This window comes from Pseudomonas sp. SG-MS2 (genome assembly GCF_009933855.1).
GTDB lineage: Bacteria > Pseudomonadota > Gammaproteobacteria > Pseudomonadales > Pseudomonadaceae > Aquipseudomonas > Aquipseudomonas putida_E.
Genome location: NZ_MOMO01000227.1, coordinates 97,216 through 123,664, shown reverse-complemented (window position 1 = coordinate 123,664; position 26,449 = coordinate 97,216). Strand labels below are relative to the sequence as shown.

At 61.9% G+C, this 26,449-nt stretch carries 29 protein-coding genes and 1 pseudogene; 21 read left to right on the top strand and 9 right to left on the bottom strand.

Features of this window, described 5'->3' with window-relative positions; all coding sequences use genetic code 11:
* Positions 1-155 precede the first annotated feature (155 nt).
* Positions 156-1,052 carry a LysR family transcriptional regulator gene (locus BLX42_RS19690; protein WP_161872431.1) on the top strand — a complete coding sequence of 299 codons (897 nt, stop codon included), beginning with the start codon at positions 156-158 and terminating at the stop codon, positions 1,050-1,052.
* Here the strand turns inward: BLX42_RS19690 and BLX42_RS19685 are convergent.
* Positions 1,049-1,372, bottom strand: a complete 324-nt coding sequence (locus tag BLX42_RS19685; RefSeq protein WP_012312055.1) for a YqjD family protein — start codon at positions 1,370-1,372, stop codon at positions 1,049-1,051. The genes BLX42_RS19690 and BLX42_RS19685 overlap by 4 nt on opposite strands.
* 150 nt (positions 1,373-1,522) lie before the next feature.
* On the opposite strand from BLX42_RS19685, the gene BLX42_RS19680 reads away from it, so the two are divergent.
* Positions 1,523-1,738, top strand: a complete 216-nt coding sequence (locus tag BLX42_RS19680; protein WP_012312056.1) for a dodecin — start codon at positions 1,523-1,525, stop codon at positions 1,736-1,738.
* Positions 1,739-1,840: 102 nt separating this feature from the next.
* Positions 1,841-2,062: a DUF1161 domain-containing protein gene (locus BLX42_RS19675; protein ID WP_046786815.1), complete on the top strand. Its 222-nt coding sequence runs from the start codon at positions 1,841-1,843 to the stop codon at positions 2,060-2,062.
* A gap of 94 nt (positions 2,063-2,156) precedes the next feature.
* Here the strand turns inward: BLX42_RS19675 and BLX42_RS19670 are convergent, their stop codons facing one another.
* On the bottom strand, positions 2,157-3,161 hold the full coding sequence (locus BLX42_RS19670; RefSeq protein WP_125924435.1) for an LLM class flavin-dependent oxidoreductase: 1,005 nt from the start codon (positions 3,159-3,161) through the stop codon (positions 2,157-2,159).
* 154 nt (positions 3,162-3,315) lie between these two features.
* Between BLX42_RS19670 and BLX42_RS19665 the strand changes: the two genes are divergently transcribed.
* Positions 3,316-3,741 (top strand): OsmC family protein, encoded by a 426-nt coding sequence (locus tag BLX42_RS19665; protein WP_012312059.1) that lies wholly within the window; start codon positions 3,316-3,318, stop codon positions 3,739-3,741.
* Between the two features lie 73 nt (positions 3,742-3,814).
* Positions 3,815-4,045: a DUF1161 domain-containing protein gene (locus BLX42_RS19660; RefSeq protein ID WP_046786817.1), complete on the top strand. Its 231-nt coding sequence runs from the start codon at positions 3,815-3,817 to the stop codon at positions 4,043-4,045.
* A gap of 40 nt (positions 4,046-4,085) precedes the next feature.
* Here BLX42_RS19660 and BLX42_RS19655 read toward each other — a convergent pair whose 3' ends face one another.
* Complete coding sequence (locus tag BLX42_RS19655; RefSeq protein ID WP_046786818.1) at positions 4,086-4,499, bottom strand: lipoprotein; 414 nt, start codon at positions 4,497-4,499, stop codon at positions 4,086-4,088.
* Positions 4,500-4,554: 55 nt separating this feature from the next.
* Complete coding sequence (locus BLX42_RS19650) at positions 4,555-4,968, bottom strand: hypothetical protein (protein ID WP_046786819.1); 414 nt, start codon at positions 4,966-4,968, stop codon at positions 4,555-4,557.
* An 84-nt stretch (positions 4,969-5,052) separates the two neighbouring features.
* Here BLX42_RS19650 and BLX42_RS19645 point away from each other — a divergent pair, with 84 nt between their 5' ends.
* On the top strand, positions 5,053-6,126 hold the full coding sequence (locus tag BLX42_RS19645; RefSeq protein ID WP_161872434.1) for an aminopeptidase: 1,074 nt from the start codon (positions 5,053-5,055) through the stop codon (positions 6,124-6,126).
* Positions 6,127-6,181: 55 nt separating this feature from the next.
* On the opposite strand, the gene BLX42_RS19640 is transcribed toward BLX42_RS19645, so the two are convergent.
* Together BLX42_RS19640 and BLX42_RS19635 are read right to left on the bottom strand one after the other, a co-directional pair.
* Positions 6,182-6,832 (bottom strand): HAD family hydrolase, encoded by a 651-nt coding sequence (locus BLX42_RS19640; RefSeq protein ID WP_161872433.1) that lies wholly within the window; start codon positions 6,830-6,832, stop codon positions 6,182-6,184.
* Positions 6,833-6,852: 20 nt separating this feature from the next.
* Positions 6,853-7,401, bottom strand: coding sequence for a gamma carbonic anhydrase family protein (locus tag BLX42_RS19635; protein ID WP_039603776.1), 549 nt, complete (start codon positions 7,399-7,401; stop codon positions 6,853-6,855).
* A 102-nt stretch (positions 7,402-7,503) separates the two neighbouring features.
* Here BLX42_RS19635 and prlC point away from each other — a divergent pair, with 102 nt between their 5' ends.
* The 6 genes from prlC (at position 7,504) to BLX42_RS19605 (ending at position 15,762) form a co-directional block, all read left to right on the top strand.
* Complete coding sequence (gene prlC, locus BLX42_RS19630; protein WP_256672043.1) at positions 7,504-9,555, top strand: oligopeptidase A; 2,052 nt, start codon at positions 7,504-7,506, stop codon at positions 9,553-9,555.
* Complete coding sequence (locus BLX42_RS19625) at positions 9,552-9,833, top strand: YheV family putative zinc ribbon protein (protein WP_046786820.1); 282 nt, start codon at positions 9,552-9,554, stop codon at positions 9,831-9,833. Before prlC ends, BLX42_RS19625 begins: the two co-directional genes overlap by 4 nt.
* A 100-nt stretch (positions 9,834-9,933) precedes the next feature.
* Positions 9,934-11,928, top strand: coding sequence for a M3 family metallopeptidase (locus tag BLX42_RS19620; protein WP_161872429.1), 1,995 nt, complete (start codon positions 9,934-9,936; stop codon positions 11,926-11,928).
* Positions 11,929-11,993: 65 nt separating this feature from the next.
* Entirely contained in the window at positions 11,994-13,052 is a 1,059-nt protein-coding gene (locus BLX42_RS19615; RefSeq protein WP_161872428.1) for a PA0069 family radical SAM protein, read from the top strand.
* A gap of 271 nt (positions 13,053-13,323) precedes the next feature.
* Complete coding sequence (locus tag BLX42_RS19610) at positions 13,324-14,043, top strand: carbonic anhydrase (protein WP_012312070.1); 720 nt, start codon at positions 13,324-13,326, stop codon at positions 14,041-14,043.
* A 192-nt stretch (positions 14,044-14,235) separates the two neighbouring features.
* Entirely contained in the window at positions 14,236-15,762 is a 1,527-nt protein-coding gene (locus tag BLX42_RS19605; RefSeq protein WP_046786823.1) for a SulP family inorganic anion transporter, read from the top strand.
* Positions 15,763-15,764: 2 nt separating this feature from the next.
* On the opposite strand, the gene BLX42_RS19600 is transcribed toward BLX42_RS19605, so the two are convergent.
* Both BLX42_RS19600 and BLX42_RS19595 read right to left on the bottom strand, forming a co-directional pair.
* Entirely contained in the window at positions 15,765-16,853 is a 1,089-nt protein-coding gene (locus BLX42_RS19600) for a hypothetical protein (protein WP_161872427.1), read from the bottom strand.
* A 115-nt stretch (positions 16,854-16,968) separates the two neighbouring features.
* Entirely contained in the window at positions 16,969-17,610 is a 642-nt protein-coding gene (locus tag BLX42_RS19595) for a hypothetical protein (RefSeq protein WP_012312073.1), read from the bottom strand.
* A 369-nt stretch (positions 17,611-17,979) separates the two neighbouring features.
* Between BLX42_RS19595 and coxB the strand changes: the two genes are divergently transcribed.
* Genes coxB through BLX42_RS19575 form a run of 4 tightly spaced genes read left to right on the top strand, consistent with a single transcriptional unit; the run spans position 17,980 to position 22,221 of the window.
* Positions 17,980-19,107, top strand: coding sequence for a cytochrome c oxidase subunit II (gene coxB, locus BLX42_RS19590; protein ID WP_046786826.1), 1,128 nt, complete (start codon positions 17,980-17,982; stop codon positions 19,105-19,107).
* Between the two features lie 43 nt (positions 19,108-19,150).
* A complete protein-coding gene (gene ctaD / locus BLX42_RS19585; RefSeq protein ID WP_012312075.1) occupies positions 19,151-20,740 on the top strand; it encodes a cytochrome c oxidase subunit I in 1,590 nt (529 codons plus the stop codon).
* 10 nt (positions 20,741-20,750) lie between these two features.
* A complete protein-coding gene (locus BLX42_RS19580; protein ID WP_161872426.1) occupies positions 20,751-21,317 on the top strand; it encodes a cytochrome c oxidase assembly protein in 567 nt (188 codons plus the stop codon).
* A gap of 16 nt (positions 21,318-21,333) precedes the next feature.
* The gene (locus BLX42_RS19575) at positions 21,334-22,221 is read left to right on the top strand and encodes a cytochrome c oxidase subunit 3 (RefSeq protein ID WP_161872425.1); all 888 of its coding nucleotides are present in this window, start codon (positions 21,334-21,336) and stop codon (positions 22,219-22,221) included.
* Between the two features lie 32 nt (positions 22,222-22,253).
* On the opposite strand, the gene BLX42_RS19570 is transcribed toward BLX42_RS19575, so the two are convergent.
* The gene (locus BLX42_RS19570) at positions 22,254-22,457 is read right to left on the bottom strand and encodes a twin transmembrane helix small protein (protein ID WP_012312078.1); all 204 of its coding nucleotides are present in this window, start codon (positions 22,455-22,457) and stop codon (positions 22,254-22,256) included.
* A gap of 51 nt (positions 22,458-22,508) precedes the next feature.
* Here BLX42_RS19570 and BLX42_RS19565 point away from each other — a divergent pair, with 51 nt between their 5' ends.
* The 5 genes and pseudogenes from BLX42_RS19565 to BLX42_RS19545 all read left to right on the top strand — a co-directional run bounded on the left by BLX42_RS19565 (position 22,509) and on the right by BLX42_RS19545 (position 26,385).
* Positions 22,509-23,249 (top strand): SURF1 family protein, encoded by a 741-nt coding sequence (locus BLX42_RS19565; protein ID WP_161872424.1) that lies wholly within the window; start codon positions 22,509-22,511, stop codon positions 23,247-23,249.
* Entirely contained in the window at positions 23,215-23,799 is a 585-nt protein-coding gene (locus BLX42_RS19560; RefSeq protein WP_046786830.1) for a hypothetical protein, read from the top strand. Before BLX42_RS19565 ends, BLX42_RS19560 begins: the two co-directional genes overlap by 35 nt.
* A gap of 10 nt (positions 23,800-23,809) precedes the next feature.
* Positions 23,810-24,883 (top strand): heme A synthase, encoded by a 1,074-nt coding sequence (locus BLX42_RS19555; protein WP_161872423.1) that lies wholly within the window; start codon positions 23,810-23,812, stop codon positions 24,881-24,883.
* Positions 24,868-25,756: pseudogene (gene cyoE / locus BLX42_RS19550) on the top strand (heme o synthase). The gene BLX42_RS19555 and the pseudogene cyoE overlap by 16 nt, the downstream one beginning before the upstream one ends.
* Positions 25,753-26,385, top strand: coding sequence for an SCO family protein (locus BLX42_RS19545; protein WP_161872422.1), 633 nt, complete (start codon positions 25,753-25,755; stop codon positions 26,383-26,385). Before cyoE ends, BLX42_RS19545 begins: the two are co-directional and overlap by 4 nt.
* Positions 26,386-26,449: the final 64 nt, after the last annotated feature.

The window sequence follows — 26,449 nt, the reverse complement described above, 5'->3', positions numbered from 1 at the left end:
CAGGCCGTTGGCGTCGGGGCCGGGGCGGTATTGGGACTGGGTCATGGGGCGCTCCAGGGCGTAATGAATGAGTGATGGGCTTTACTCTAACCACGGCAAGCCCGGCTGAAAACCGATAAGATTGCGCAAACCTGTCAGGAAAACTCACACGTCAAATGGCCCACGACCTCCCTCCCCTGAACGCCCTGCGGGCCTTCGAAACCACCGCCAGGCTCAATAGCGTCAGCCAGGCTGCCGAAGCGCTGCATGTGACTCATGGCGCCGTGAGCCGGCAGATCAAGGTGCTGGAGGAACACCTGGGCGTGGCCTTGTTCGTCAAGGACGGGCGCGGCATCAAACTCACAGATGCCGGGGTCAGGCTGCGTGATGCCAGTGGTGAAGCGTTCGACAGGCTGCGCAGTGTCTGCGCCGAACTCAGCCGGGATGTCAGCGAGGCGCCATTCGTGCTGGGGTGCTCGGGTAGCCTGTTGGCGCGATGGTTCATTCCCCGGCTTGGGCGCCTGAAGGCGGATTTGCCAGAGCTGCGCCTGCATCTGTCAGCAGGGGAAGGCGACCTTGATCCGCGTCGGCCGGGGCTCGATGCGCTGTTGGTGTATGCCGAACCCCCTTGGCCTGCGGACATGCAGGTACATGTATTGGCCGAAGAGCGTATCGGGCCAGTGTTGAGCCCACACTTTAACGGCTTCGAGCGGTTGCGCAGTGCGCCCGCCGTGGCGCTGCTGGACGAAGCCTTGCTGCATACCACTTCACGCCCGCAGGCGTGGCCGACCTGGGCCGGACAACAGGGGTTGGACCCGGCTGCACTGCAGTATGGGCAGGCCTTCGAGCATTTGTATTACCTGCTGGAGGCGGCCGTGGCAGGGCTGGGGGTGGCTATCGCACCGCAGCCGCTGGTGGCGGATGACTTGCGTGCCGGGAGACTCAGCGCACCGTGGGGCTTTTCCCCTACTGCAGCGGCGCTGGCGCTGTGGGTGCCACGGCGCGCCGCAGACGGGCGCGCCGAGCAGCTGGCGCAGTGGCTGCGCCGCGAACTGGAGCGGCAGGCAGGTTAGTTGCGGCGGTACAACAGGTAGGCCGCGAGCAGGCCGAGCGCGCCGATGGCTACGCCAGCAGTGGTCACCGGGTGCTCCTGAGCATAATCACGGGTTGCGATACCGGTCTGGCGGGTGCGGGTCTTCACTTCCTCATAAGCATCGCTAAGCAGGCTGCGCGAGTGTTTCAACGCGCTTTCGGCGTTGCTGCGGATTGCCTTCACGGACTTCTGCGACTCCTCCGACGCATCATGCTTGAGGCTCTCCAGGCTCTTAAGGAGGCTTTCGATCTCCGCTTCCATGCTTTCCAGGGATGTTTTACGCAGCGAATTGCGGTGCATGGTGACTCTCCTTTGCAGTATGGACTGTATGGATTGCGACTGCGGCCCGGGGCGAAAGTGCGATCGAACTTTCGCCCAGCCTGACGGCTCGCAGGTAAACCAGGCCGGCACTGCTAGGCTCAATTTCACTGTCACCCAAGGAGAGCGCTCATGACCGATCATCACACCTACAAGAAGATCGAGCTGGTAGGTTCCTCGACCACCAGCATCGAAGACGCCATCAACAATGCGTTGGCCGAAGCGGCCAAGAGCATCAAGCATCTGGAATGGTTCGAAGTGGTCGACACCCGTGGCCACATCGAAGGCAACAAGGTGGCGCACTTTCAGGTCACGCTCAAAGTGGGCTTTCGCATCGCCAATAGCTGAAACAGGGTCGGGCTGGCAACGGCCGGCGTGATGGCGTTATACAGACAGGGGCGCCTTTGCTGGCGCCCCTTCCCATTTTCATCTGCACAAGGAAAGCGAGTGATGAAGAAACTGATTCTGGCGGTGGGCCTGATGATGCTGGCGGGTGGCGCGCTGGCGGCGGGCAAGCCTTGCGAGGAGCTCAAGGCCGAGATTGCCGCGAAGCTGGATGCCAAAGGTGTGAAGGGCTACACACTGGAGATCGTCAGTAAGGGCGACCCAGCTGGCAAGGTTGTGGGGAGCTGTGAAGGTGGAAGCAAGGAAATTGTCTACCGGCGGGGTTGAGCGCTGGCCCAATCGCCAGCAAGTACGCCCACAGCGCTTCCAACCTATCGCGGCCTTGGAGTTCCCTGTGGGCCGGCTTGCCGGCGATTGGCGCCTACTCGGATTTCAAGGCTTGCGCCAACAATTCATAAGACCTGATCCGGTCTTCATGCTCATACAGGTCGCAGGTAAAGATCAGTTCGTCCGCCCCGGTCTGCTCCAGTAGCACCTCGACCTTGGCCCTTACCTTCTGCGGGCTGCCGATCATCGCCAGGCCCAGGAAACTACCCACCGCATCGCGCTCATGTGGCAGCCACAGCCCATCCATGCTCGGTACAGGCTTGCGCTGCATCAGGCTCTGCCCGCGTATCAGGGCAAGAATACGCTGGTACACCGAAGTGGCCAGGAACTCGGCCTTGTCGTCGGTTTCGGCCACCACCATTGGAATGCCCAGCATCACGTATGGCTTGTCGAGCGTGGTAGAGGGCTTGAAATGGTCGCGATAGATGCGGATCGCCTCATGCATGTAGCGCGGCGCGAAGTGCGAGGCGAAGGCGTAGGGCATGCCGCGCATGCCGGCCAGCTGTGCGCTGAACAGGCTGGAGCCCAGCAGCCACATCGGCACCTCGGTGTCGTGGCCAGGTACGGCGATCACTTTTTGATCATCTGTGCGCGGGCCCAGGTAGCGCGACAATTCTTCGACATCGTCCGGGAAATCGTCGGCGCTGCCCGAACGCTCCCGGCGCAGGGCGCGTGCGGTCATCTGGTCGGAGCCCGGCGCACGGCCCAGGCCCAGATCGATACGCCCTGGATAAAGGCTGGCCAGCGTGCCGAACTGCTCGGCGATCACCAAGGGGGCATGGTTGGGCAGCATGACGCCACCCGAGCCGACACGGATGGTTGAAGTACCCCCCGCCAGGTAACCGATCAGCACGGAGGTCGCGGAGCTGGCGATGCCGTCCATGTTGTGGTGTTCGGCAACCCAGAAGCGGTTGTAGCCAAAACGCTCGACATGCTGGGCCAGGTCCAGCGAATTGCGCAACGCTTGCGCCGGGCCGGAGTCGGCCCGCACTGGCACCAGGTCGAGGGTGGAAATTTTCAGGTCACGCAGCTGCGTCATTGGAGCCTCCGCAAAAGTGATTGGCCGAAGGCCTTTTAAACTCTGTATGGGCACATTCGGAAGATTCAATGCTTGCGGTGCGATTGATCTGAACTTGCCGAAGGTGAGTAGCCTCTGAACCCATAGATACGTAACCGAGTGACCAGGAGGCATCATGAAAAAGACTGCATCGGCGATCTGGCAAGGTGGCCTGAAGGACGGCAAAGGCGTTATTTCGACTGAAAGCGGCGCGCTAAAGCAGAACCCCTATGGTTTCAACACCCGCTTCGAAGGCTCGCCCGGCACCAACCCAGAGGAGTTGATCGGCGCGGCCCATGCCGGCTGCTTCTCGATGGCGCTGTCGATGATGCTCGGCGAGGCGGGCCTGACGCCCGACCGTATCGATACGATCGCTGAAGTGACCCTGGAAAAACAGCCTGATGGCTTTGCCATCACTGCTGTGCACCTGGTGCTGAAGGCCAAGGTTCCTGGCGCGAGTGAAGCCCAGTTCCTGGACATTGCCAACAAGGCCAAAGCAGGCTGCCCGGTGTCCAAGGTGTTGAACGCGAAGATCAGCCTGGACGCCACCCTGGTGGGCTAAGCGGCGCAACAGCTTCGGTTTGCTGTAGTCTAAACAGCATCGGCAGCGCAGCTGCCCATCCAGGAGCCGTGCCATGATACGCGTCGCAATCGCCGTGTTGGCGTCTCTGTTGGCCACATCTGCCGTGGCGGCGGTCAAGCCGTGTGAGGAACTGAAGGCCGAGATCGAAGCCAAGATCCAGGCTCAGGGTGTGCCGTCGTACACGCTGGAGATCGTGCCCAACAGTGAGGTCAAGGATCAGAACATGATCGTTGGCAGCTGTGATGGCGGGACCAAAAAGATCATTTATCAGAAGAACGAATGATCGCCAATTGAAACCGGGGCTGGTAAGCAGCCCCCCGGTTTCAGGGAATGCAGAACACATTGCTGGGTTCGTTGACCACCACTGTGCGGTTGGCGTCGTACAGTAGCACCTGTGGTTCCATTACTGGTGCACGCGCCTCCAGGCGATAGCGTTCGCCTGCCTTGAAATCGTCAAAGCGCACGGTCAGGTAACAGGTCCGATCCCTGGGCTGGCTCATCATGCCGCCCCCGTAGATTTCATAATCGAAGCGCACCACCAGTTCGTGCTTGCCAGGTGTGACCTGGAAGTAACGGCCGTCCTCCAGGCGCTTGCCATCGAGCTTGTCCGCCATGATGACTCGGCCGGGCGTGATGGTGTAGAGGTCGACCCAGGCCTGCTTGGGGTCTACGGGGGGCAAGGGGCTGGCGCATGCCCCCAATGCACTGAGGGCCATCAGCATCATGGGCTGGCGCATGGCGAAACTCCCACTTGCGATTCACAAGTTACAAGCATAGCGCCGTTTGCGGGCTTCAGGTGCGTTGGCAGCCCGCCGGCAGGCCTTGGCTGAGCAGTTTCTGCTGGTGGTCATAGAGCTTGATCCAGGGCCGGAAGCCGATGCTGCCTGCTTGCAGTTGATAACGCTGGCCGGCGTTGAAGCCCTTGAAGGTCAGATTGAGCTGGCAGTCGCGCCACAAAGGTTCCCCGACCGGGCCGATATTGCTGGGTGTGACCGGGAACTGGTAGCGGACGGTCAGCTCGTGGCTACCGGGCTGGACCTCGAAATAGCGGGTGTCTGCCCAATCGCGCTCGTCCACCTGCACCGCGTGCAGCGAGGTTTCGTCGTGCGGGGTGAGGTCGATCCATGCCTGGTTCGGGTCCGGGTCGGGCAGGGTCGAACAGGCAGACATCAGCAGCATTGAGCTGGCGATGAACAGTGCACGCATGGCGAAACTCCCCCTTGGCGAGATAGTCTTGGAGCGCATCGGCCGTGAGCGAATGGATAGCCCAAGATGGTCTGGTTTTTTCTTTTGAAGTGCTCAGGCCCTGGGCCACTCGACCGCGTTTTCAGCACTTTGGTTCCCGTGCTGGGCGCCTTTCTGCTCAGTGGTTGCAGCAGCCTTGCCTATTACGGCCAGTTGGCCGATGGCCAGTGGCAACTGTTGCGTGCGCGTCAGCCAGTGGAGCGGGTACTCGCCGACCCGGCCACCAGCCCGCAGTTGCGGGCCCGTCTGCAACACGCCGAGCAGGCGCGGCTGTTCGCCAGCAAACGACTGGGCCTGCCGGACAACGGCAGCTATCGGGTGTATGCCGACCTTGGGCGGCCCTATGTGGTGTGGAATGTGTTTGCTACGCCTGAGCTCTCGCTGCAACCGGTGACGCACTGTTTCCCTGTTGCCGGTTGCGTCGCTTACCGCGGTTATTACCAACAGGGCGCGGCCCGCGGCGCGGCGGCGGTGATGCGCCAGGCGGGCATGGATGTCTATGTGAGCGGCGTCGAGGCGTATTCGACGCTTGGCTGGTTCGACGACCCGATCCTGTCGTCGATGGTCGGCTGGGGTGATGAGCGCCTGGCCACGTTGATCTTCCACGAATTGGCGCATCAGCGCGTCTATGTGCAGGACGACACGGAGTTCAACGAGTCCTTCGCCACGTTCGTCGAGCAGGAAGGAACGCGGCAATGGCGCGCCGCTCGTGGGCTTGAAGCGACTCAGGGTGAGCAGGGCCTGCAGCGTGACCAGTTCATACGGCTGATTCTGGCCAGCCGCGAGCGGCTGCAGGCGCTCTATGCCGGGCCGCTGGATGATGCGCACAAACGTGCGGCCAAACAGGCAGAATTCGACCGGTTGAGGCGCGATTATCGCCAGGTTCGAGATAGCCAATGGGCTGGGGACAAGCGTTATGACGCCTGGATGTATGGGCCGATGAGCAATGCCAAGCTATTGCCGTTTGGGCTGTATGACCAATGGGTGCCGGCGTTTGCGGCGGTGTTTCGCGAGGCTGGGGGGGATTGGGTACGCTTCTATCGGAAGGTAGAAGCGTTAGGACGGTTGCCGGCCGAGCAGCGCAAGGCGGTGTTGGCTCGATTGGTGGCCAGTCAGTGAGCGCTGGGGGCCGCTTTGCGGCCCATCGCCGGCAAGCCGGCCCTTACATACGCGCTCAGGCCTTGATGAACGCCTGATGCATCTCAGCCAAGGTGGCGTAGTGGAATTCAGGCGTGTGGGCCTTCAGCTCTTCTTCGCTGCCGAACCCATACCCCACTGCCACTGCCTGCAACCCATTGCTGCGCGCCCCGATCAGGTCGTGCTTGCGGTCGCCGATCATCAGGGTCTGCGCCGGGTCCAGCCCTTCCTCGTCCAGCAGGTGGCGAATCAGCTCGACCTTGTTGGTGCGGGTGCCGTCCAGTTCGCTGCCGTAAATCACCTTGAAGTGATGATCGAAGGCGAAGTGCCTGGCGATCTCACGGGCGAACTCCCAGGGCTTGGACGTCGCGATGTAAAGCGTGCGGCCCTGACCGTTCAGGGCCTGGAGCAATTCCGGCACACCTTCGAAGACCAGGTTTTCGTAAAGGCCGGTGACACGGAAGCGTTCCCGGTAAAAATTCACCGCCTCCCACGCCTTGGCTTCATCGAAGCTGTAGAACTGCATGAAGGCCTGTAGCAGGGGTGGGCCGATGAAGTGCTCGAGGCGCGCTAGGTCCGGCTCGTCGATGCCCAGTTTGGCCAGGGCGTACTGGATCGAACGGGTAATGCCCAGGCGCGGGTCGGTCAGGGTGCCGTCAAGGTCGAAAAGGATATTCTGCTGGTGCATGGTGGTCTCGGTAGTCAGGTTCATTCCGGGCGGTCGTAGCCTTCGGCCAGGTGCTGGTCCTTGAGCTTCACGTAGTTACCGGCGCTGTAAGGGAAAAAGGCGCGTTCCTTGTCGGTCAGTGGCCGTGCCTGCTTTACCGGGCTGCCCACATACAGGTAGCCGCTCTCCAGGCGCTTGCCGGGCGGCACCAGGCTACCGGCACCGATGATCACCTCGTCTTCGACGATGGCGCCATCCATGATCGTGCTGCCCATCCCGACCAGAATGCGGTTGCCCAGGGTACAGCCATGCAGCATGACTTTGTGGCCGATGGTCACTTCGTCGCCGATGATCAGCGGGAAGCCGTCCGGGTTGAACGGGCCGGCGTGGGTAATGTGCAGCACACTGGCGTCCTGCACGCTGGTCCTTGCACCGATGCGGATGCGGTGCATGTCGCCGCGAATCACCGTCAAAGGCCATACAGAGCTGTCTTCACCGATTTCCACGTCACCCAGAACCACTGCCGAACGGTCGACGAAGGCCCGTGGCCCAACTTTCGGAGTGTGTTGCTGGAAGCTACGAATGGCCATGATAGGGTCTCTCATCTGTGCCGATAGGCAGGCTGCCTGCTGCGGTCGGCGTCGATTGTAATTAAGATGGGGCAGTGTTTCTTCTGCCAAGGTAGCCAAACCGTGAGTGCGAACAACCCGCTTCTGCAGTCTTATGATCTGCCGCCCTTCTCGGCGATCCGTGCCGAACACGTGCTGCCGGCGATCGAAGAGATCCTGGCCGATAACCGTAAAGCCATTGCCCAGATCCTCGAAAAGCAAGGCAAGAACCCCACCTGGGCCGGCCTGGTGCTGGCCATGGACGAGCTCAATGACCGCTTGGGCGCTGCCTGGAGCCCGGTCAGCCACCTCAATGCGGTGTGCAACAGCAAAGAGCTGCGTGAGGCCTACGAGTCCTGCCTGCCGGCGCTCAGTGCCTACTCTACCGAACTGGGCCAGAACCGTACGCTGTTCGAGGCCTATGAGGCACTGGCCAACAGCCCTGAGGCCGCAGGTTTCGATGTGGCGCAAAAAACCATCCTCGAGCATGCACTGCGTGACTTCCGCCTGTCGGGCATCGACCTGCCACCCGCCCAGCAGCAGCGTTACGCCGAGGTGCAGAGCAAGCTCAGCGAGTTGGGCAGCCGTTTCTCCAACCAACTGCTCGACGCCACCCAGGCCTGGACCAAGCACGTTACCGACGAAGCCGCGCTTGCCGGCCTGACCGATTCGGCAAAGGCGCAGATGGCTGCTGCCGCCCAGGCCAAAGGCCTCGATGGCTGGCTGATCACCCTGGAATTCCCCAGCTACTATGCGGTGATGACCTACGCCAGTGACCGCGCCCTGCGTGAAGAGCTGTACGCGGCCTACTGCACCCGCGCCTCCGACCAGGGCCCGAATGCCGGCCAGTTCGACAACGGCCCGGTGATGCGCGAGATCCTCGACCTGCGCCAGGAACTGGCCGGGCTGCTGGGCTACAAGAACTACGCCGAGCTGAGCCTGGCCACCAAGATGGCTGAGTCCAGCGACCAGGTGCTGAGCTTCCTGCGCGACCTGGCCAAGCGTTCCAGGCCGTTTGCCGCCCAGGACCTGGCGCAGCTCAAGGCCTATGCCGCCGAGCAAGGTTGCCCCGAGCTGGCCAGTTGGGACGCCGGTTACTTCGGTGAGAAGCTGCGCGAGCAGCGCTACAGCGTGTCCCAGGAAACCCTGCGCGCCTACTTCCCGATCGACAAGGTGCTGTCCGGCCTGTTCAGCATCGTCCAGCGCCTGTACGGCATCGAAATCGCCGAGCTCAAGGGTTTCGACAGCTGGCACCCGGACGTACGCCTGTTCGAAATCAAGGAAAACGGCCAGCACGTCGGCCGCTTCTTCTTCGACCTCTATGCCCGCGCCAACAAGCGTGGCGGTGCCTGGATGGATGGTGCCCGCGACCGTCGCCGTACCGCTGGTGGTGAGCTGCAAAGCCCGGTGGCCAATCTGGTGTGCAACTTCACGCCCGCTGCGCCTGGCAAGCCTGCGTTGCTGACCCACGACGAAGTCACGACCCTGTTCCACGAATTCGGCCACGGCCTGCACCACCTGCTGACCCGTATCGAGCATGCTGGCGTGTCTGGCATCAATGGCGTGGCTTGGGATGCGGTCGAGTTGCCGAGCCAGTTCATGGAAAACTGGTGCTGGGAGCCGGAAGGCCTGGCACTGATCTCCGGCCATTACGAAACGGGGGCTGCCCTGCCCCAGGACCTGCTGGACAAGATGCTGGCGGCGAAGAACTTCCAGTCCGGCATGATGATGGTGCGCCAGCTGGAGTTCTCGCTGTTCGACTTCGAGCTGCACGCCAGCCACGGCGACGGTCGTAGTGTGCTGCAGGTGCTTGAAGGCGTGCGCGACGAGGTGACGGTCATGCGCCCACCGGCGTACAACCGCTTCCCGAACAGCTTTGCGCACATCTTCGCTGGCGGTTACGCGGCGGGCTACTACAGCTACAAATGGGCCGAAGTACTGTCGGCTGATGCCTTCTCACGGTTCGAGGAAGAAGGCGTGCTCAACGCCGAGACAGGCCGCGCCTTCCGCGAGGCCATTCTGGCCCGTGGCGGTTCGCGCGAGCCGATGGTGCTGTTCGTCGACTTCCGTGGCCGTGAGCCTTCCATCGATGCATTGCTGCGCCACTGTGGGCTGAGTGAGGACGCGGCGGCATGAGCGAGGTAGCTGTGAACAAGACCAAGAAGCGCTTCATCGCCGGGGCGGTCTGCCCGGCGTGCAGTGAGCCGGACAAGCTGATGATGTGGAGCGAAGACGACGTGCCGCACCGTGAGTGCGTAGCCTGCGGCTTCACCGACACCTTGAATGAACAGGGCCTGTCGGTACCCAAGGAACTTGGGACGCGGGTCAACCACCTGGCGCCCAAGGCGGCGCCGGCCAAGGTGCAGACGGTGCAGTTCTTCCCCAACCCGAAGCTCAAGAAACCGGCCGAGTAAGGCCTGCCCGCCTGCGTCGGGGTGGTAGATATTCAAGCCTCTACCGCTCCGCCAGGCAGGCATGCTCGCCCGCTCATGAACCTGAGCAAGGCGATGCACCATGAACAACCCCCTCCTGCAAAACAGCAACGCCCCTATTGATTTCCCTTCGATAACCCTGGAAAACATGGCCGCTGCTTTCGACCATGTGCTTTCGGCGCATGAGCAAGGTATCGCGCGCATCATCGAACGACAGCAGGCACAGCCCACCTGGGACGACCTGGTGCTCGCCGTGGATGAGCTGGACGCGCAGTTGTCGGGCACGTTGTATACCGTCATCCCGCTCGTGGGCCGGGACCAGGACTGGGCCGAATCCATTCTGGGGTTCTATGGCAGAACAGTTGCGCGTTTCGAGCAGAAAGATACCGACAGCAGGCTGCATGCCTTGTATGAACGGTTGGCGCGCAGTGACATCGGCATCAACCTGGCCGCGATGAAGCGCGCTACCTTGCGCTGGCATCTCGACAGGTTTGCAACCAGTGGCGCAGCGTTGGACGAACACGACAAAGCCCGCCTCGCCGAGCTGCAAGCGCAGATCGGTACGTTGCGGGAGGCCTTTGTGCGCGATATCGACCGGCCGGGGTTGCTGATCGAGGACGAGGGCGAACTGATTGGTCTTTTGCAACGGTTGCGAGATGAGCTGGCCGCCCGGGCCAGCGAGGCTGGTTTGCAAGGTTGGCTGGTTGCCTGTGAAAGCGCCCCAACCGAGGCGGTGCTTCGGCAAGCGAAGCACCGCCCCCTGCGCGAAAAGCTCTACCGCGCCTTCCACACCCGTGGGGTCGATAATGACCTGCAGGAGGACAACGGTACGCGTTTGCAGCGTTTGGCCGAACTGCTGGATGACAAAGCCCGCCTGCTCGGCTTTGCCAGCCACCTCGAGCTGAGCCTGAGTACCAAAAGTGCCGGCTCGGTCAGCGCTGTTCGGGGTTTTCTGCAAACCCTCGCAGCCAGCGTACAACCCGCCCTGCAACAATGGCGTGAGGGCATTGGGCAGAAGGCGCTCGTGCAGGGCCTCACGCGCGTGCAGCCTTGGGATGTCATTCACCTGCAGGCATTGCCGACGCATGCGCAACCGAGTGAGGTGTTTCGCGAGCACTTCCCCTTGAGTGCCGTGGTCACTGCACTGGCCCGGCTGGCGCAGCAGCTGTTTGGGCTTGAGCTGCGTCCAGCCCGAATGCCTGCCTGGGATGCCAGCGTGCAGACCTTTGAGGTCTGGCAAGACCACGCGCCTATCGGCCTGTTCTATCTGGACGCCGTGCAACACGCCGGGAAACAGGCTGACGCCGTGTTCACCACGTATGTGCGCAACCGGCGTATTGATGCCGAGGGTATCTACCATGCAGCGGTGGTGGTGGTGAACAGTGACATCCCCGCAGCGCTGGGCGAGAGTGAGCCGCTTTTGGACCACCTGGCATTGCGCAAGCTTTATCACGAGTTTGGCCATGCCTTGCATCACTTGCTGGTCCGCACCAGCAACAATGCCATGTCCAATGTTTCGGAACTGGGCACCGATGGCATGGAACTGTTCGGCAAGTTGGTGGAGCGCTGGGTGTGGGATGCAGGCTACCTGGCCAGCATCGCCGTGCCGGACCAGTCTGGCAGTAGGCTGAGCACGGCTGGCGCTGCAGCGTACCTGAAACAGTTCAAGCAGCAGGGGATCGAGGAAATTGGCCGCGACCTGAGCCTGGCGCTGTTCGACCTGGACCTGCACGGCACGCCGTATGACGGCAGAACGCTCGAGCAGCGGCTCGACGATGCCCGGGAGCGATGCGGCTATTGGCCATTGGCAGATTTCGAGCACCCCGCGCATGCCTTCGACCATCTGGTCAGCGGATACGATGCTGGCTATTACGCTTACCTGTGGGCCGATGTGCACGCGTTTGACCTGTTTACCCGTTTTGAAACGAACGGTTTGCTTGACCGCGCAACGGGCCAGGCGCTTGCGCAGGCATTGTTCGAGCCTGGCGCTTCGCGGCCACTGCGCGAGGGCCTTGAAGCCTTCCTTGGGCGCGCCCCAAGCCTTGCCCCCTACCTGAGTTGGCACGGGCTGGCCTGACCGGAGGTGCTGGCAAGATGAGCCTTGCCCCTATACTGTTCATATGTACAGCATAGGGCTTGGCGATGAATCCTCCAGCACCACAGAAAGGCCGTGGGACGGCGCATAATCCACACAACCGCTTTGCCCCGAGCCATTCGGTGGCTGAGGATGACGGCTGGCATCAGGAGGTTCCATTGACCCAAGGCACCGAGGTGCGGGCTGAAACGGCCAAGACGATCATCAGCCGCAACACCTCACCCGACCTGCCCTTCGATCGCTCCATCAATCCCTACCGAGGCTGCGAGCATGGTTGCATCTACTGCTATGCCCGCCCCTCGCACGCCTATTGGGACTTGTCCCCAGGGTTGGATTTCGAAACCAAACTGATCGCCAAGACCAACGCCGCCGAGGTGCTTGCCGAGCAACTGAGCAAGCCGGGCTATGTGTGCGCCCCCATCAACCTGGGTGCCAACACAGACCCCTACCAGCCGATCGAACGTGAGCACCTATTGACCCGGCGCTTGCTGCAAGTGCTGTTGCGTTTTCGCCACCCGGTGACCATCGTCACCAAAGGTTCGCTGGTATTGCGTGACCTGGATTTGCTGGCCGAAATGGCCAGCCAGCGGTTGGTGCGGGTGATGATCAGCCTGACCACGCTGGACGACGGCCTCAAGCGGGTGCTCGAGCCGCGTGCGGCCTCGCCCAAGGCCAGGTTGCGGGCAATCCGGGTGCTGCGCGAGGCGGGTGTGCCGGTGGGCGTGTTGTGTTCGCCGATGATTCCCATGATCAACGACAGCGAACTGGAGCACCTTTTGGACGCCGCCAAGGAGGCTGGCGCGCAGAACGCAGCCTACATGATGTTGCGCCTGCCGCTGGAAGTGGCACCGCTGTTCGAGCAGTGGCTGCAGGACCATTACCCGCAGCGCGCCAGCCATGTGTTGAGCCTGATTCGCCAGAGCCGGGGTGGCGAGCTGTATGACAGCCGCTTCGGTGCGCGCATGCGTGGTGAGGGCATTTTCGCAGAGCTGCTGGCGCAACGCTTTGCCAAGGCCATGCGCAAGCTGGGTTTGGAGGGGCGGGAGGGGCAAATGCTGGATTGTTCGGCGTTCTGTCCCCCCGGTGGGCAAATGGCATTGTTTTGACCCTCAATGCAACTAATCCAAGCACATAATCTTATTCAGGGCTCTTGGCATTTGATGTGTTTTTGCTATTATTCAATTCCCGCCTTATCTATCTGGAACACCCGTTCTAGAGCCTCCGAATTAAGTTTCAGTTAAGTTTTCCCCGCTAGCGTAGGAAACCAGTCCACGAAGACTGTGATCTATGGCCTGTGCGTGTCATCTAATTCCTCGCATAGCCAGAATCTTTCACCGGTAAAATGGATTTACCAACTCACCGTCAAGAGGATGAATCATGCCCGTCAAGGACCCATCCAAGGTCGTTCCGCAGGCCCCCGCGGAGAGCGCCGATGCCGCCCTCAAGCACATCGTCGACGGCTTCCTGCGTTTCCACCATGACGTCTTCCCCGAGCAGCAAGAGCTGTTCAAGAAGCTCGCCACCGCGCAAACGCCGCGCGCCATGTTCATCACCTGTGCCGACTCGCGTATCGTCCCCGAGCTGATCACCCAGAGCTCGCCAGGCGACCTGTTCGTGACCCGTAACGTTGGCAACGTGGTACCGCCATATGGCCAGATGAACGGCGGCGTTTCCAGCGCCATCGAGTACGCCGTGTCGGCGCTGGGCGTGCACCACATCATCATCTGTGGCCACTCCGACTGCGGCGCGATGCGTGCGGTACTCAACCCGCAATCGCTGGCCAAGATGCCGACCGTTTCCGCCTGGCTGCGTCATGCCGAAGTGGCACGCACCGTGGTCGAGAACAACTGCTCCTGCGGCAGCGAGCATGAAACCATGCAGGTGCTGACCCGCGAAAACGTCATTGCCCAGTTGCACCACCTGCGCACCCACCCGTCGGTGGCGTCGCGCCTTGCGGCTGGCGAGCTGTACATCCATGGTTGGGTCTATGACATCGAGACCAGCCGGATCGAAGCCTACGATGCCGCCAGCGACAGCTTCATGCCCCTGGCCGCCGGTGAGCCGGTGCCCTGCGCGACTCCGAGAGGCCGCTACTAAGCGACCCATCCACCGCTAGAACCTTGATAGCCGGCTGCACCCCGCAGGGGTGTGGCGCGGCCTTCGGCTGCCTTGAATTCCCTGACTGCCCTGCCGGCATGCTCGCTGGCGGCCCGCGCCTGCGCGTTTGTCAGGGGCCAAACGTGCCCATGGCCAGAGGAAAGGCCATGTGACAGAGAAAGGAGAAACACGGTGAACATTACACAGTTGAAAGCGGCCTTGCCGCGAGAGTTGCTGGCGTCGGTTGTGGTCTTCCTGGTGGCCCTGCCCTTGTGCATGGGCATTGCGATCGCTTCGGGCATGCCTCCTGCCAAAGGCCTGATAACCGGCATCATCGGCGGTATCGTGGTGGGCTTTCTGGCCGGTTCGCCACTGCAGGTCAGTGGCCCTGCCGCGGGCTTGGCCGTGCTGGTGTTCGAACTGGTGCGCCAACACGGCGTGGCGATGCTCGGGCCGATCCTGCTGCTGGCGGGTTTGTTGCAATTGCTGGCCGGGCGTTTGCGCCTGGGCTGCTGGTTCCGCGTCACCGCCCCGGCGGTGGTGTACGGCATGCTGGCAGGTATCGGTGTGCTGATCGTGCTGTCACAGGTGCATGTGATGTTCGACACCGCGCCGCAACCTTCGGGCTTGCAGAACCTGATCGGGTTCCCCGCTACAGTGGCTAGCGCCCTGCCCTTTGAAAGTGCCGGCAGTGGCTGGCAGGCCGGCCTGCTCGGTGTGGGGACCATCGCCGTGATGTGGGGTTGGGAACGCTTGCGGCCACAGCGTCTGCGGTTCGTACCTGGGGCCTTGCTCGGTGTGGCGGGCATGACGTTGGTCAGCATGTGGCTGGCACTGCCCGTCAATCGCGTGCAGGTGCCGGCAGACTTGACCGAGGCCATCGACTGGCTGCGCCCCGAAGATTTGCTGCAACTGGCTGATCCGACCTTGCTGGTGGCCGCCTTCGCCCTGGCTTTCATCGCCAGTGCCGAAACGCTGTTGTCTGCCGCGGCGGTGGACCGCATGCACAGCGGCCAGCGCTCGGACTTCGACCGTGAACTTTCCGCGCAGGGTATCGGCAACATGCTATGCGGTGTATTGGGCGCGCTGCCGATGACCGGAGTGATCGTCCGCAGTTCGGCCAATGTGCAGGCAGGCGCGCAAACCCGTGCATCGGCGATCCTCCACGGCTTGTGGCTGTTGGCTTTCGTGGTGGTCTTGAGCAGTGTGCTGCAGCAGATCCCGGTGGCAAGCCTGGCGGGCGTGCTGGTTTACACCGGTATCAAGTTGGTGGACTTCAAGGCCTTTCGTGGGCTTGGCCGCTACGGTCGCATGCCCATGTTCACCTATGCAGCTACCGCGCTGGCGATCATCTTCACGGACCTGCTGACCGGTGTACTGCTGGGCTTTGCCCTGACGCTGCTGAAGCTGGCACTCAAAGCGGCCCGCCTGAAGATCAACCTGCTCAGCCTGGACCGGCCTGGGCACATGGAGCTGCGGCTCACCGGCGCCGCCACCTTTCTCAAGGTGCCGGCACTGACCCAGGTGCTGGAAACGGTGCCCCCTGGCACTCAGCTGCACGTACCGCTGGCCAACCTGAGTTACATAGACCACTCGGTGCTGGAGTTATTGGAAGACTGGGGGCGTACTCAGCGCAGCGCCGGTTCACGCCTGCTCATCGAGCCGCGTGGGCTCAAGCGGCGTATCGAGGGGGGCTTGCGCACTGCGGCAGAATGTTGAGGTCAGTCTTCCTCGACGACACGCATGGAGGGCGAGCCGGGCCACGTACCATACAGGTTGATGGTCCGGCTGCCGCCAACCCACTGGCTGAGCGGTGTCGCCCAATACCTTTTGAGTGTTTGATTGTCGCCCAGGTTGACGAATTCGGCGCTGAAGTCGAGGTTCCTGGCGCCGAGCGGAATGGTGAAGTTATGCGACAGGCCGCCGGTAATGGTCATCGGGCCAATCGTGGTGCGGCGTTCACCTGGCAGATCATAGGCAATCGATACTTTGGTGATGTAGGTGGTGGCGGAAGTGGCCTTGCTGTCGACATGCAGTTGCAAGCTGCCAACTTTGCGCACCCAGATCGGAATGATCATCCTGTCGGGGCCAAAAGAGGCAAAGCTGTAGGCCACAGGCAGCGGGATGGTCGCAACCTGGCCATCTTGCGCAGGCAGCGTGTGCGATTCCACCGAAGCGGTATCGCGGATGGAAATGAACGTTGCCCCACCTTTGCCTGAAATACCGTCTTCGCCCAGCAAGGTGTTCAGGCCGCTGGCTGAACCCGAAAGGGCGAATTTGGCATTCTTGCTCTTGGCCCCGGCATTCACGCCGCTACTGGCCAGAATGACGCTCGTTACCACGCCAAAACCTTCTGCAATCCTGCCATTGCTGGCCATGCCGACTTTCTCGGCCTGTGCATATAGCCAATCGTACTGGTCGTGGATCAAGGCCAGGTCACTCAGACGTTGCTCACCATGAAGGGCAAACTCCGAAGCGATCGACTCCTCTTTACCGAAGTTCCACTCTAGCGTCAGGTCTGGCTTGACCTGAGCGCCGGTGGCAGGGTCGATCACCGTCCCTGAAACATTGGCCTTGGTCTCCCTGCGGGATACATCCTTGGAGCTGATGGCCCAGCGGCGCCCTTGCTGAACATTGGAAATCTGCACGGTGGGCAACGCTTCGTTGACCAGGGTGAAATCGCCGGAAGCCGGGTCGATGATGCCTACTGCACCGGGTTTGATGACCGGGTTGAGGGCCCAGTTGCCCCAAAGGGTGGAGCGGCTGCCGCGTAACAGGTCCGTGTAAAGCCTGTTCCATTTGATGCTCATGGTTCTTCCTCGCCTTGTTAGGTCAATGCCTACCCGATAGGGGGCGGGAAGAATCTATCCGTGCGCGGTACAGCCGATCAGTTGGAGCCTGTTCCCATGGGGCTGCTGGCAGCGCTCAGGCCGGCTGGCCCAGTTCGACACCCAGCTGGCGCGACAGGCATGGCCAGCGTTTCCAGGCCTCGCCAGTCTTCGGGCTGCTCAAGGTTTCCCGGTAGGCTTCTACGGATTCGGTAGCAAAACTTTCCTCGTTGAGCATTTCATCCACCGAGTGGTGCACCACCTCATCGAGCTGGTTGGCGAAGGTCTCTCCGATCAGTTGATGGGCAATCAAGTTGGCCATGGTGGTATCGAATGGGATCAGTGGTTGCTGGAAGTGGCGGATATAAAGGTCGTTCACCTCCTCCACCAGACGGTGCGCCAGGTAGGCTTCATCCAGCAGGCAGTCCAGGCCCACGTGCCCTTGCATCACGCTCGGCGGCTGCAGGAAATAGGCTTCGGCGATCTTCAGTACAGGTTTGATCTGCGACTCGATACCGGCCTCGAGCGCCACCGCGTGGGCAGCCTCCAGCAACTCCGGCACCTGGTCGATATAGGCGCTGACGAAGCGCGCCAAAGTACCCTGGGCGTCCTGCTCAGGCAGTTGGATCGAGGGGTGCAGGTGGGGCAGTTGCAGCTCGAGACGCTCTTTCAGTTGGCCGGTGTGGCGTTCGTGATCGTGGGCTTGGCTTATTTGCTCGCGTACAGCAGCGATGTTCATGACAACTCCAGGGACAATACGTTTCAAACGGAAGACACTAAATTAGCTCGGTATACAGAATACCTAAGACGCATTTGTTATAAATCGCGCAAACGTGTGCGCTGTTGGGTATATGCAGATGCCACCATTATGCCACTTAGCGTCTAGAGCAGGCCTTGCAGGCGATTTCACGATTTCATGAAGATCATTTCACCTGCGTCGTTGCGTGCCATTGGTCGCTGTCTATACTCGGGTTGAACGTGATTCGCTGATGAGGCCCGACTGCTTTTCGCAGGGGCTCGGTCGTCGAAGCCAGGCAGTCTTGACCGCCGTTCCCTCTTGCCGCAGGCCATGCCTCCGGGACAACAAGAATTAGAAGGGGAACCCGCAATGATGCGACATCCACCAGTCTGGATGGGCCTCCTGTTGTGGTTGGTTTTAGGTCAGGCCAACGCCGCCTGGACCGTGAACATGGCGCCGGGGGCGACGGAAGTCTCCAACGCCGTGTTCGACCTGCACATGACCATCTTCTGGATCTGCGTGATCATCGGCGTCGTGGTGTTCGGCGCGATGTTCTGGTCCATGGTCATCCACCGCCGTTCCACCGGCCAGCAAGCTGCGCATTTTCACGAGCACACCTGGGTGGAAATCCTGTGGACCGTGGTCCCCTTGCTCATCTTGGTGGCCATGGCCATCCCCGCCACCAAGACCCTGATCGATATCTACGACGCCAGCGAATCGGACATTGATATCCAGGTTACGGGCTACCAGTGGAAATGGCACTACAAATACCTGGGCCAGGACGTGGAGTTTTTCAGCAACCTGGCCACCCCTGCCGACCAGATCCAGAACAAGGCGCCCAAGGATGAGCACTACCTGCTTGAGGTCGACCAGCCGCTGGTGCTGCCGGTAGGGGCGAAAGTGCGCTTTCTGGTGACGGCCGCCGACGTCATCCATTCCTGGTGGGTACCGGCTTTCGCGGTCAAGCGTGACGCCATCCCAGGCTTTGTCAATGAAGCCTGGACGCGCGTCGAGAAGCCCGGCATCTATCGCGGCCAATGCACCGAACTGTGTGGCAAGGACCACGGTTTCATGCCGGTGGTGGTGGAGGTCAAGTCCAAGGCCGACTACGACACCTGGCTCGGCGAGCGCAAGGCCGAGGCGGCCAAACTCAAGGAGCTGACCAGCAAGGAATGGACCCTTGAAGAGTTGGTCGCGCGCGGCGACAAGGTTTACCACACCACCTGCGTGGCCTGTCACCAGGCCGAAGGCCAGGGCTTGCCGCCGATGTTCCCGGCTCTCAAGGGCTCGAAGATCGCCACCGGCCCCATAGAGGCCCACCTGAACATCGTCTTCCATGGCAAGCCCGGCACCTCCATGGCGGCCTTCGGCAAGCAGCTGTCTGAGGTCGATATCGCCGCCGTGGTCACCTACGAGCGCAACGCCTGGGGCAATGACAAAGGCGACATGGTCACACCGAAGGACGTGCTGGCGCTCAAGCAGGCACAAGCGCAATGAACCGGGTTACTCGCGGCAGTCAGTGGGCTGCAGGAGACAGGACATGAGTGCAGTGATCGACGACCACGCCCACGGCCATGAGCATGCCCACGGCCCGGCAAAGGGCCTGATGCGCTGGGTGCTGACCACCAACCACAAGGACATCGGCACGATGTACCTGTGGTTCAGCTTCATCATGTTCCTCCTTGGCGGCTCGTTCGCCATGGTGATACGCGCCGAACTGTTCCAGCCCGGGCTGCAGATCGTCGAGCCGGCATTTTTCAACCAGATGACCACCATGCACGGCCTGATCATGGTGTTCGGCGCAGTGATGCCGGCCTTCGTCGGCTTGGCCAACTGGATGATCCCGCTGATGATCGGCGCGCCGGACATGGCCCTGCCGCGGATGAACAACTTCAGTTTCTGGCTGCTGCCGGCAGCGTTTCTGATGCTGGTATCGACCCTGTTCAGCCCTGGTGGCGGGCCGAACTTTGGCTGGACCTTCTACGCCCCGCTATCGACCACCTATGCCCCCGCCAGCGTGACCTTCTTCATCTTTGCCATCCACTTGATGGGTATCAGTTCGATCATGGGGGCCATCAACGTCATCGCCACCATTCTCAACCTGCGCGCACCGGGCATGACCCTGATGAAAATGCCGCTGTTCGTCTGGACCTGGCTGATCACTGCCTTCCTGCTGATCGCGGTGATGCCGGTGCTGGCCGGTGTGGTGACCATGATGCTGATGGATATCCACTTTGGCACCAGCTTCTTCAGTGCCGCCGGTGGCGGTGACCCGGTGCTGTTCCAGCATGTGTTCTGGTTCTTCGGCCACCCAGAGGTGTACATCATGATCCTGCCGGCCTTCGGCGCGGTCAGCTCGATCATCCCGGCGTTCTCGCGCAAGCCGCTGTTCGGCTACACCTCGATGGTCTATGCCACGGGTGCGATCGCCTTCCTGTCGTTCATCGTCTGGGCGCACCACATGTTCGTGGTCGGCATCCCGGTGGTGGGTGAGTTGTTCTTCATGTACGCGACCATGCTCATTGCCGTGCCCACCGGGGTGAAGGTGTTCAACTGGGTCAGCACCATGTGGGAAGGCTCACTGACCTTCGAGACGCCGATGCTGTTCGCCATCGCCTTCGTCATATTGTTCACCATCGGTGGGTTCTCCGGGCTGATGCTGGCCATCGCGCCGGCAGACTTCCAGTACCACGACACCTACTTCGTGGTGGCGCACTTCCATTACGTGCTGGTGCCTGGGGCGATCTTCGGCATCTTCGCCTCGGCCTATTACTGGCTGCCGAAGTGGACCGGCCACATGTACGACGAAACCCTCGGCAAGCTGCATTTCTGGCTGTCGTTCATCGGCATGAACCTGGCCTTCTTCCCCATGCACTTCGTTGGCTTGGCCGGCATGCCGCGGCGCATTCCTGACTACAACCTGCAGTTCGCCGACTTCAACATGGTGTCATCGGTCGGTGCGTTCATGTTTGGTGCCACGCAGATCTTCTTCCTGTTCATCGTCATCAAGTGCATTCGCGGCGGCGCGCCGGCCCCGGCCAAACCCTGGGATGGTGCAGAGGGCCTTGAGTGGTCGGTCCCTTCGCCGGCGCCGTATCACACCTTCCAGACGCCACCGGATGTGAAATAGGTAACCGCCCATGACCGGCCAACCGCTCAAACGTCTGGTGCTGCGCCTGCTGATGCTGACGGTGGTGATGTTCGCCTTCGGCTTTGCCCTGGTGCCGATCTACGACGTCATGTGCAGGGCCTTCGGCATCAATGGCAAGACCGGCGGGCAGTATGAGGGTAGCCAGGTCAGCGATCCGACGCGTTCGGTGCGGGTGCAGTTCATGTCGACCAATGCCGGCGACATGGTCTGGGACTTCTATGCCACTGCCGACCAGCTCGCGGTCAACCCGGGGGCCGTCAACCAGATGATCTTCGTGGCTCACAACACCACTGACCGGCCGATGAGCGCCCAGGCCGTACCCAGCATCACACCGGCCGAGGCCGCGGCGTATTTCCACAAGACCGAGTGCTTCTGCTTTACCCAGCAGGTGCTGCAGCCCGGCGAACGTATCGAGATGCCTGTGCGCTTCATCGTCGACCGGGACCTGCCGGCCAGCGTGAAGCACCTGACACTGGCCTACACCTTGTTCGACATCACCGCTCGCCACCCGCCGGTCGCGCATGTCGCGCCCCAGGACGTTCATGGCGCCCGTTAAGGGAAGGAGAACAGCAATGGCAAGTCATGAACACTACTATGTCCCTGCGCAGAGCAAGTGGCCGATCATTGCCACCATCGGCATGTTCGTCACGGTGTACGGCCTTGGCACGTGGTTCAACGACCTCAAGGCTGGCCACCCCGACTCCCATGGGCCGCTGATTTTCTTCGTCGGTGCCCTGCTGCTGGCCTACATGCTGTTCGGCTGGTTCGGGGCGGTCGTTAAGGAAAGCCACGCCGGGCTGTATAGCGCGCAGCTGGACCGCTCGTTCCGCTGGGGCATGAGCTGGTTCATCTTCTCCGAGGTGATGTTCTTCCTGGCCTTCTTTGGCGCGTTGTTCTACGTGCGGGTACTGGCCGGGCCATGGCTCGGTGGTGAAGGCGACAAGGGGGTCGCACACATGCTGTGGCCCAGTTTCGAATTCACCTGGCCCCTGCTCAATACCCCGGACCCCAAGCTGTTCCCGCCGGCCAAGGACGTCATCGACCCTTGGCACCTGCCTTTGATCAACACCATTTTGCTGGTCAGCTCGAGCGTGACCATCACCATCGCCCACCATGCACTGCGACGTGACCACCGTGGGGCGCTGAAGCTGTGGATGGCAATCACCATCCTGCTGGGGTTGAGCTTCATCGCGCTGCAGGCCTACGAATACTTCGAGGCCTACACCAAGTTGGGCCTGACGCTGGGCTCGGGGATCTACGGCGCAACCTTCTTCATGCTCACAGGCTTCCACGGTGCCCACGTGACCTTGGGCACGATCATTTTGATCGTGATGTTCGTGCGCATCCTGCGTGGGCACTTCAACCCGGACAAACACTTCGGCTTCGAGGCGGCAAGCTGGTATTGGCACTTCGTCGATGTGGTGTGGGTCGGGCTGTTCATCTTTGTGTATGTGCTGTGAAGGGCGACGCAGCCCTTGTGGTGCAGAGAGGCTTAAAAAGGAGCGTGGGAGACCAGCTGGCCACTGATGAGGCCATAAGCAACCAGCGCGATGGTCAGGCAGGCCAAGGTGACACGCACGGTCAGTGCCTTGAGCAGGCGGGTCGAGTTTTCATCGTCCTTGACCAGAAACACCAGGCCGCTGAACAGGCTGGCAATGGTGGCCAACAGCATCATGACGATCGCGGCCTTGAGCATGGCGTTTCTCCAGGGGGATGCGGTGATGTGGATAAGTATAGCGAGGCACCCGTGAGCCCGTTTCGCCCGGGCTGGGTACCCACCCTGGTAGTGCTTGCGCTACTGCCGGGGTTGATTGCCCTTGGCTGCTGGCAATTGGGCCGAGCCGACGAAAAGCGCGCATTGCTGGCCAGCCATGCCGAGCGCAGCGTCGACGCGCCGCTTTCCGCGGCCCAGTTGCAGCCGAGCGACGATACCGCCTTCCGCCGTGTGCACCTCTACGGCCGTTTCGATGCCGAGCACAGCGTGCTGCTGGACAATCGCATGCGCGACGGCCAGGCAGGCGTCGAGTTGCTGCAGCCCTTTCTCGACCAACCCAGCGGCTTGTGGCTGTTGGTCAACCGCGGGTGGCTGCCCTGGCCCGACCGCCGCGTACCGGTGCCCTTCGACACCCCTGCGCAGGCTCTGGCCCTGGATGCCTCGGTATACGTAGCGCCCGGCAACACCTTTCAATTGCACCCCGACCCCGTTGGCGGCCAATGGCCGCACCTGCTGACGGCCGTGAACCCCGCACAACTGTGGCAACAGCTTCGGCGCGAAGGGTTCGCCCATGAATTGCGCCTGCAACCCGGCCCGGCGGCTTACCGCTTGGACTGGCCTGTGGTCGCCATGGGCCCGGAAAAACACCTGGGTTATGCGGTGCAATGGTTCGCCCTGGCCACCGCCCTGGTGCTGCTCTACCTCTACTTTGGCTGGCACAACAAAAAGGAGAACCGCCATGGCCGCCACCACCACTCCACTGGACCTGCCTGAGCGTCGCAAACCCAGAGCCCGCGGGCGTTTGCAGCTGATCCTGATTCTGCTGGTGGTGCTCGGCCCGATGATCCTGGCCACCAGCATGTACAAGCTCAAGTTCTGGGTGCCGGAAGGCCGAAGCTATCACGGGACGATGATCGGCAATGGCCAGAGCCGCAGCGATATCGGCATCGCTGGCGAAGACGCACGTTGGCAACTGCTGGTCAGCGCCCCAGAAAGCTGTGCCGAAGACTGCCAGCGCCTGGTTTACCTGGCGCGGCAGATCCAGATTGGCCTTGGCCGGGACGCCAGCCGTGCCAGCCATGCCCTGGCCGCTGCCCAACCGTTGAGTGCCGGCTACCAGGCCTTGCTGGGGCGCGAGTACCCACAGCTGCAGCGTTATCCACTCGATACACAGCGCTACCTTCAGAAGGTAGGAGACCCCGCGCCGCAGCTGTGGATCGTCGACCCGCACGGCAACCTGGTGCTGCGCTATGACGGCAAGGTCAGTGGCAAGCATGTACTGGATGACCTGCGCCACCTGCTCAAGCTGTCCAACATCGGCTAGGAGCCCTGCCATGGCCAGACCCGGATTCCGCCTCGCTGTGTTCGCCACCCTGCTGGCACTGCTGGTCGTACTGCTCGGTGCGTATACCCGTCTGACCCATGCTGGCCTGGGCTGCCCAGACTGGCCTGGCTGCTATGGCTTCATCAGCGTACCGAAAACCGACGCGCAACTGGCCCATGCCGAGCTGCACTTCCCCGAGCACCCGGTGGAGGTCGCCAAGGGCTGGGCCGAGATGGTCCATCGTTACTTTGCCGGCACGCTCGCCTTGGTGATTGCCTTGCTCGCCTTCCAGGCCGTGCGCCGGCATTCGCGCGACGGCCAGCCCTACCGCCTGCCGGTGCTGTTGCTAGGCGTTGTACTGGCCCAGGCGGCATTCGGCATGTGGACAGTGACCCTCAAGCTGTGGCCGCAGGTCGTCACCGCACACCTGCTGGGTGGCTTCACTACCCTGGCCTTGTTGTTCCTGCTGTCGCTGCGCCTGTCACGGGCCTTTGCGCCGTTACCTAAATTACCGCTGAGCTTGCGGCGGATTGCTGCCTTGGCGCTGCTGGTGGTGATCGGCCAGATTGCCTTGGGCGGCTGGGTCAGTTCCAACTATGCGGCCGTTGCCTGCACAGACTTGCCGACCTGCCATGGCCAGTGGTGGCCGGCAGCGGACTTCAGCAACGGTTTCCACCTGACCCAGCACGTCGGCCCCAACTACCTGGGCGGGCAACTGGACAGCGATGCGCGCACGGCCATCCACATCAGCCACCGCCTGGGCGCGCTGCTGGTCACTGGTGTGCTGCTGATGCTCAGCTGGAAGCTGCACCGCTGTGGCTTGCCTGGGTTGGAGCGCCTGGTACTGCTGGTGCTGGCGCTGCAGGTAGGCCTGGGCATCAGCAATGTGCTGCTGCACCTGCCTCTGGCGGTGGCTGTGGCGCATAACGCAGGCGGCGCCCTGTTGCTGCTGAGCATGGTGCTGGTCAACTACCGTATCCGCGTCGTCGACAAGGTGCGCGTGGGCCAGGGCTGGCGCCTGACGCCGGTGACAGGCGTGGGCGCGGCCCATCACTTGAGGAACGACTCGTGGCGACGCTTCTAACTGCGCAGCGTGCAGGCTGGCGCGACTATCTGGAGCTGACCAAGCCCAAGGTGGTGGTGCTGATGCTGATCACCTCGCTGGTGGGCATGTTCCTGGCGACCCGTGCCGGGGTACCTTGGAGCGTGCTGGTGTTCGGCAACCTGGGGATTGCCCTGTGCGCGGGGGGCGCTGCGGCGGTCAACCATGTGCTGGACCGGCGCATCGATGCGCTGATGGCCCGCACCCACAAGCGGCCGCTGGCCCAGGGGCGGGTCGCGCCACTGCCGGCGCTGTTGTTCGCCCTCGCCCTGGCGCTGCTGGGCATGGCCCTGTTGCTGGTGTTCACCAACGCCCTCGCCGCCTGGCTGACGCTTGCCTCTCTGCTCGGCTATGCGGTGCTCTATNTTTCTCAAGCGTGCGACCCCGCAGAACATCGTTATCGGTGGCCTTGCAGGCGCGGCCCCGCCGCTGCTTGGCTGGGTGGCAGTAAGTGGCCAAGTCAGTGCCGAGCCCTTGTTGCTGGTGCTGATCATCTTCGCCTGGACGCCGCCGCACTTCTGGGCCCTGGCCATTCACCGCAAGGAGGAGTATGCCAAGGCCGATATCCCGATGCTGCCGGTAACCCACGGCGAGCGCTACACCAAGCTGCACATCCTGCTCTATACCTTGATACTGCTGGCGGTGACCCTGCTGCCCTACGCCATCCACATGAGCGGCCCGTTGTACCTGGCCTGCGCCCTCGCCCTTGGCCTGCGCTTCCTGCAATGGGCCTGGGTGTTGTACCGTGGCAGCCGGCCGCACGCGGCGATCGGCACCTTCAAGTACTCTATCGGCTACCTGTTCGCGCTGTTCATTGCGTTGCTTGTTGACCACTACCTGTTGCTGAACCTATGACCCGAACCCAGAAAACCGTCTTCATCCTCGTTGCCCTGGTCGCGTTGATCATGGGCCTGACCGTCAACAAGGTGCTAAATGGCAGTGACCAGCCAAACCCCACCGAGCTGATCGATGCCGGCATCATCCTCCTGCCGCAGAGCCGCACGGTTGCCGACGTGACCATGACCAACCAGGACGGCCAGCCGGTGCAGCTTGACGATCTCAAGGGCAAGTGGTCGCTGCTGTTCTTTGGCTATACCTATTGCCCGGATATCTGCCCCACCACCCTGGCCCAGTTGCGCCAGGTGAAGAGCGAGCTGCCCAAGGAAGCGGTCGACCGGCTGCAGGTGGTACTGGTGAGTGTCGATCCGAACCGCGACACGCCGAACCAGCTCAAGCAGTACCTGGGTTATTTCGACAAGGATTTCGTCGGGGTGGCGGGGTCGCTCGAGGATACCCAGAAGCTGGCCAATGCCTTGAGCATTCCGTTCATTCCGGCGGATACCAGCAAGCCCGGATATACCGTGGATCACAGCGGTAACCTGGCGATTGTCGGGCCGGACGGGCGTCAGCGTGGGTTCATACGCGCGCCGTTCAACAACCAGAAGCTGGTGGCGCAGTTGCCGGGCCTTGTGAAGCGGGATTGAGATTGCTGGCCTGCTTTGCAGGCCATCGCGACACAAGGCCGCTCAACAAGGAACCGCGCTCTCC

What these genes read in the sequence shown, in the direction of transcription:
- BLX42_RS19680 (WP_012312056.1), top strand. Translation starts at nt 1,523, where the DNA reads ATGACCGATCATCACACCTACAAGAAGATCGAGCTGGTAGGTTCCTCG.
- BLX42_RS19615 (WP_161872428.1), top strand. Translation starts at nt 11,994, where the DNA reads ATGAATCCTCCAGCACCACAGAAAGGCCGTGGGACGGCGCATAATCCA.
- BLX42_RS19600 (WP_161872427.1), bottom strand. Translation starts at nt 16,853, where the DNA reads ATGAGCATCAAATGGAACAGGCTTTACACGGACCTGTTACGCGGCAGC.
- BLX42_RS19560 (WP_046786830.1), top strand. Translation starts at nt 23,215, where the DNA reads ATGGCCGCCACCACCACTCCACTGGACCTGCCTGAGCGTCGCAAACCC.
- BLX42_RS19610 (WP_012312070.1), top strand. Translation starts at nt 13,324, where the DNA reads ATGCCCGTCAAGGACCCATCCAAGGTCGTTCCGCAGGCCCCCGCGGAG.
- BLX42_RS19650 (WP_046786819.1), bottom strand. Translation starts at nt 4,968, where the DNA reads ATGCGTGCACTGTTCATCGCCAGCTCAATGCTGCTGATGTCTGCCTGT.
- BLX42_RS19545 (WP_161872422.1), top strand. Translation starts at nt 25,753, where the DNA reads ATGACCCGAACCCAGAAAACCGTCTTCATCCTCGTTGCCCTGGTCGCG.
- BLX42_RS19675 (WP_046786815.1), top strand. Translation starts at nt 1,841, where the DNA reads ATGAAGAAACTGATTCTGGCGGTGGGCCTGATGATGCTGGCGGGTGGC.
- BLX42_RS19635 (WP_039603776.1), bottom strand. Translation starts at nt 7,401, where the DNA reads ATGGCCATTCGTAGCTTCCAGCAACACACTCCGAAAGTTGGGCCACGG.
- coxB (WP_046786826.1), top strand. Translation starts at nt 17,980, where the DNA reads ATGATGCGACATCCACCAGTCTGGATGGGCCTCCTGTTGTGGTTGGTT.
- ctaD (WP_012312075.1), top strand. Translation starts at nt 19,151, where the DNA reads ATGAGTGCAGTGATCGACGACCACGCCCACGGCCATGAGCATGCCCAC.
- BLX42_RS19655 (WP_046786818.1), bottom strand. Translation starts at nt 4,499, where the DNA reads ATGCGCCAGCCCATGATGCTGATGGCCCTCAGTGCATTGGGGGCATGC.
- BLX42_RS19690 (WP_161872431.1), top strand. Translation starts at nt 156, where the DNA reads ATGGCCCACGACCTCCCTCCCCTGAACGCCCTGCGGGCCTTCGAAACC.
- BLX42_RS19670 (WP_125924435.1), bottom strand. Translation starts at nt 3,161, where the DNA reads ATGACGCAGCTGCGTGACCTGAAAATTTCCACCCTCGACCTGGTGCCA.
- BLX42_RS19625 (WP_046786820.1), top strand. Translation starts at nt 9,552, where the DNA reads ATGAGCGAGGTAGCTGTGAACAAGACCAAGAAGCGCTTCATCGCCGGG.
- BLX42_RS19595 (WP_012312073.1), bottom strand. Translation starts at nt 17,610, where the DNA reads ATGAACATCGCTGCTGTACGCGAGCAAATAAGCCAAGCCCACGATCAC.
- BLX42_RS19660 (WP_046786817.1), top strand. Translation starts at nt 3,815, where the DNA reads ATGATACGCGTCGCAATCGCCGTGTTGGCGTCTCTGTTGGCCACATCT.
- BLX42_RS19665 (WP_012312059.1), top strand. Translation starts at nt 3,316, where the DNA reads ATGAAAAAGACTGCATCGGCGATCTGGCAAGGTGGCCTGAAGGACGGC.
- BLX42_RS19685 (WP_012312055.1), bottom strand. Translation starts at nt 1,372, where the DNA reads ATGCACCGCAATTCGCTGCGTAAAACATCCCTGGAAAGCATGGAAGCG.
- BLX42_RS19570 (WP_012312078.1), bottom strand. Translation starts at nt 22,457, where the DNA reads ATGCTCAAGGCCGCGATCGTCATGATGCTGTTGGCCACCATTGCCAGC.
- BLX42_RS19620 (WP_161872429.1), top strand. Translation starts at nt 9,934, where the DNA reads ATGAACAACCCCCTCCTGCAAAACAGCAACGCCCCTATTGATTTCCCT.
- BLX42_RS19580 (WP_161872426.1), top strand. Translation starts at nt 20,751, where the DNA reads ATGACCGGCCAACCGCTCAAACGTCTGGTGCTGCGCCTGCTGATGCTG.
- BLX42_RS19555 (WP_161872423.1), top strand. Translation starts at nt 23,810, where the DNA reads ATGGCCAGACCCGGATTCCGCCTCGCTGTGTTCGCCACCCTGCTGGCA.
- BLX42_RS19575 (WP_161872425.1), top strand. Translation starts at nt 21,334, where the DNA reads ATGGCAAGTCATGAACACTACTATGTCCCTGCGCAGAGCAAGTGGCCG.
- BLX42_RS19640 (WP_161872433.1), bottom strand. Translation starts at nt 6,832, where the DNA reads ATGCACCAGCAGAATATCCTTTTCGACCTTGACGGCACCCTGACCGAC.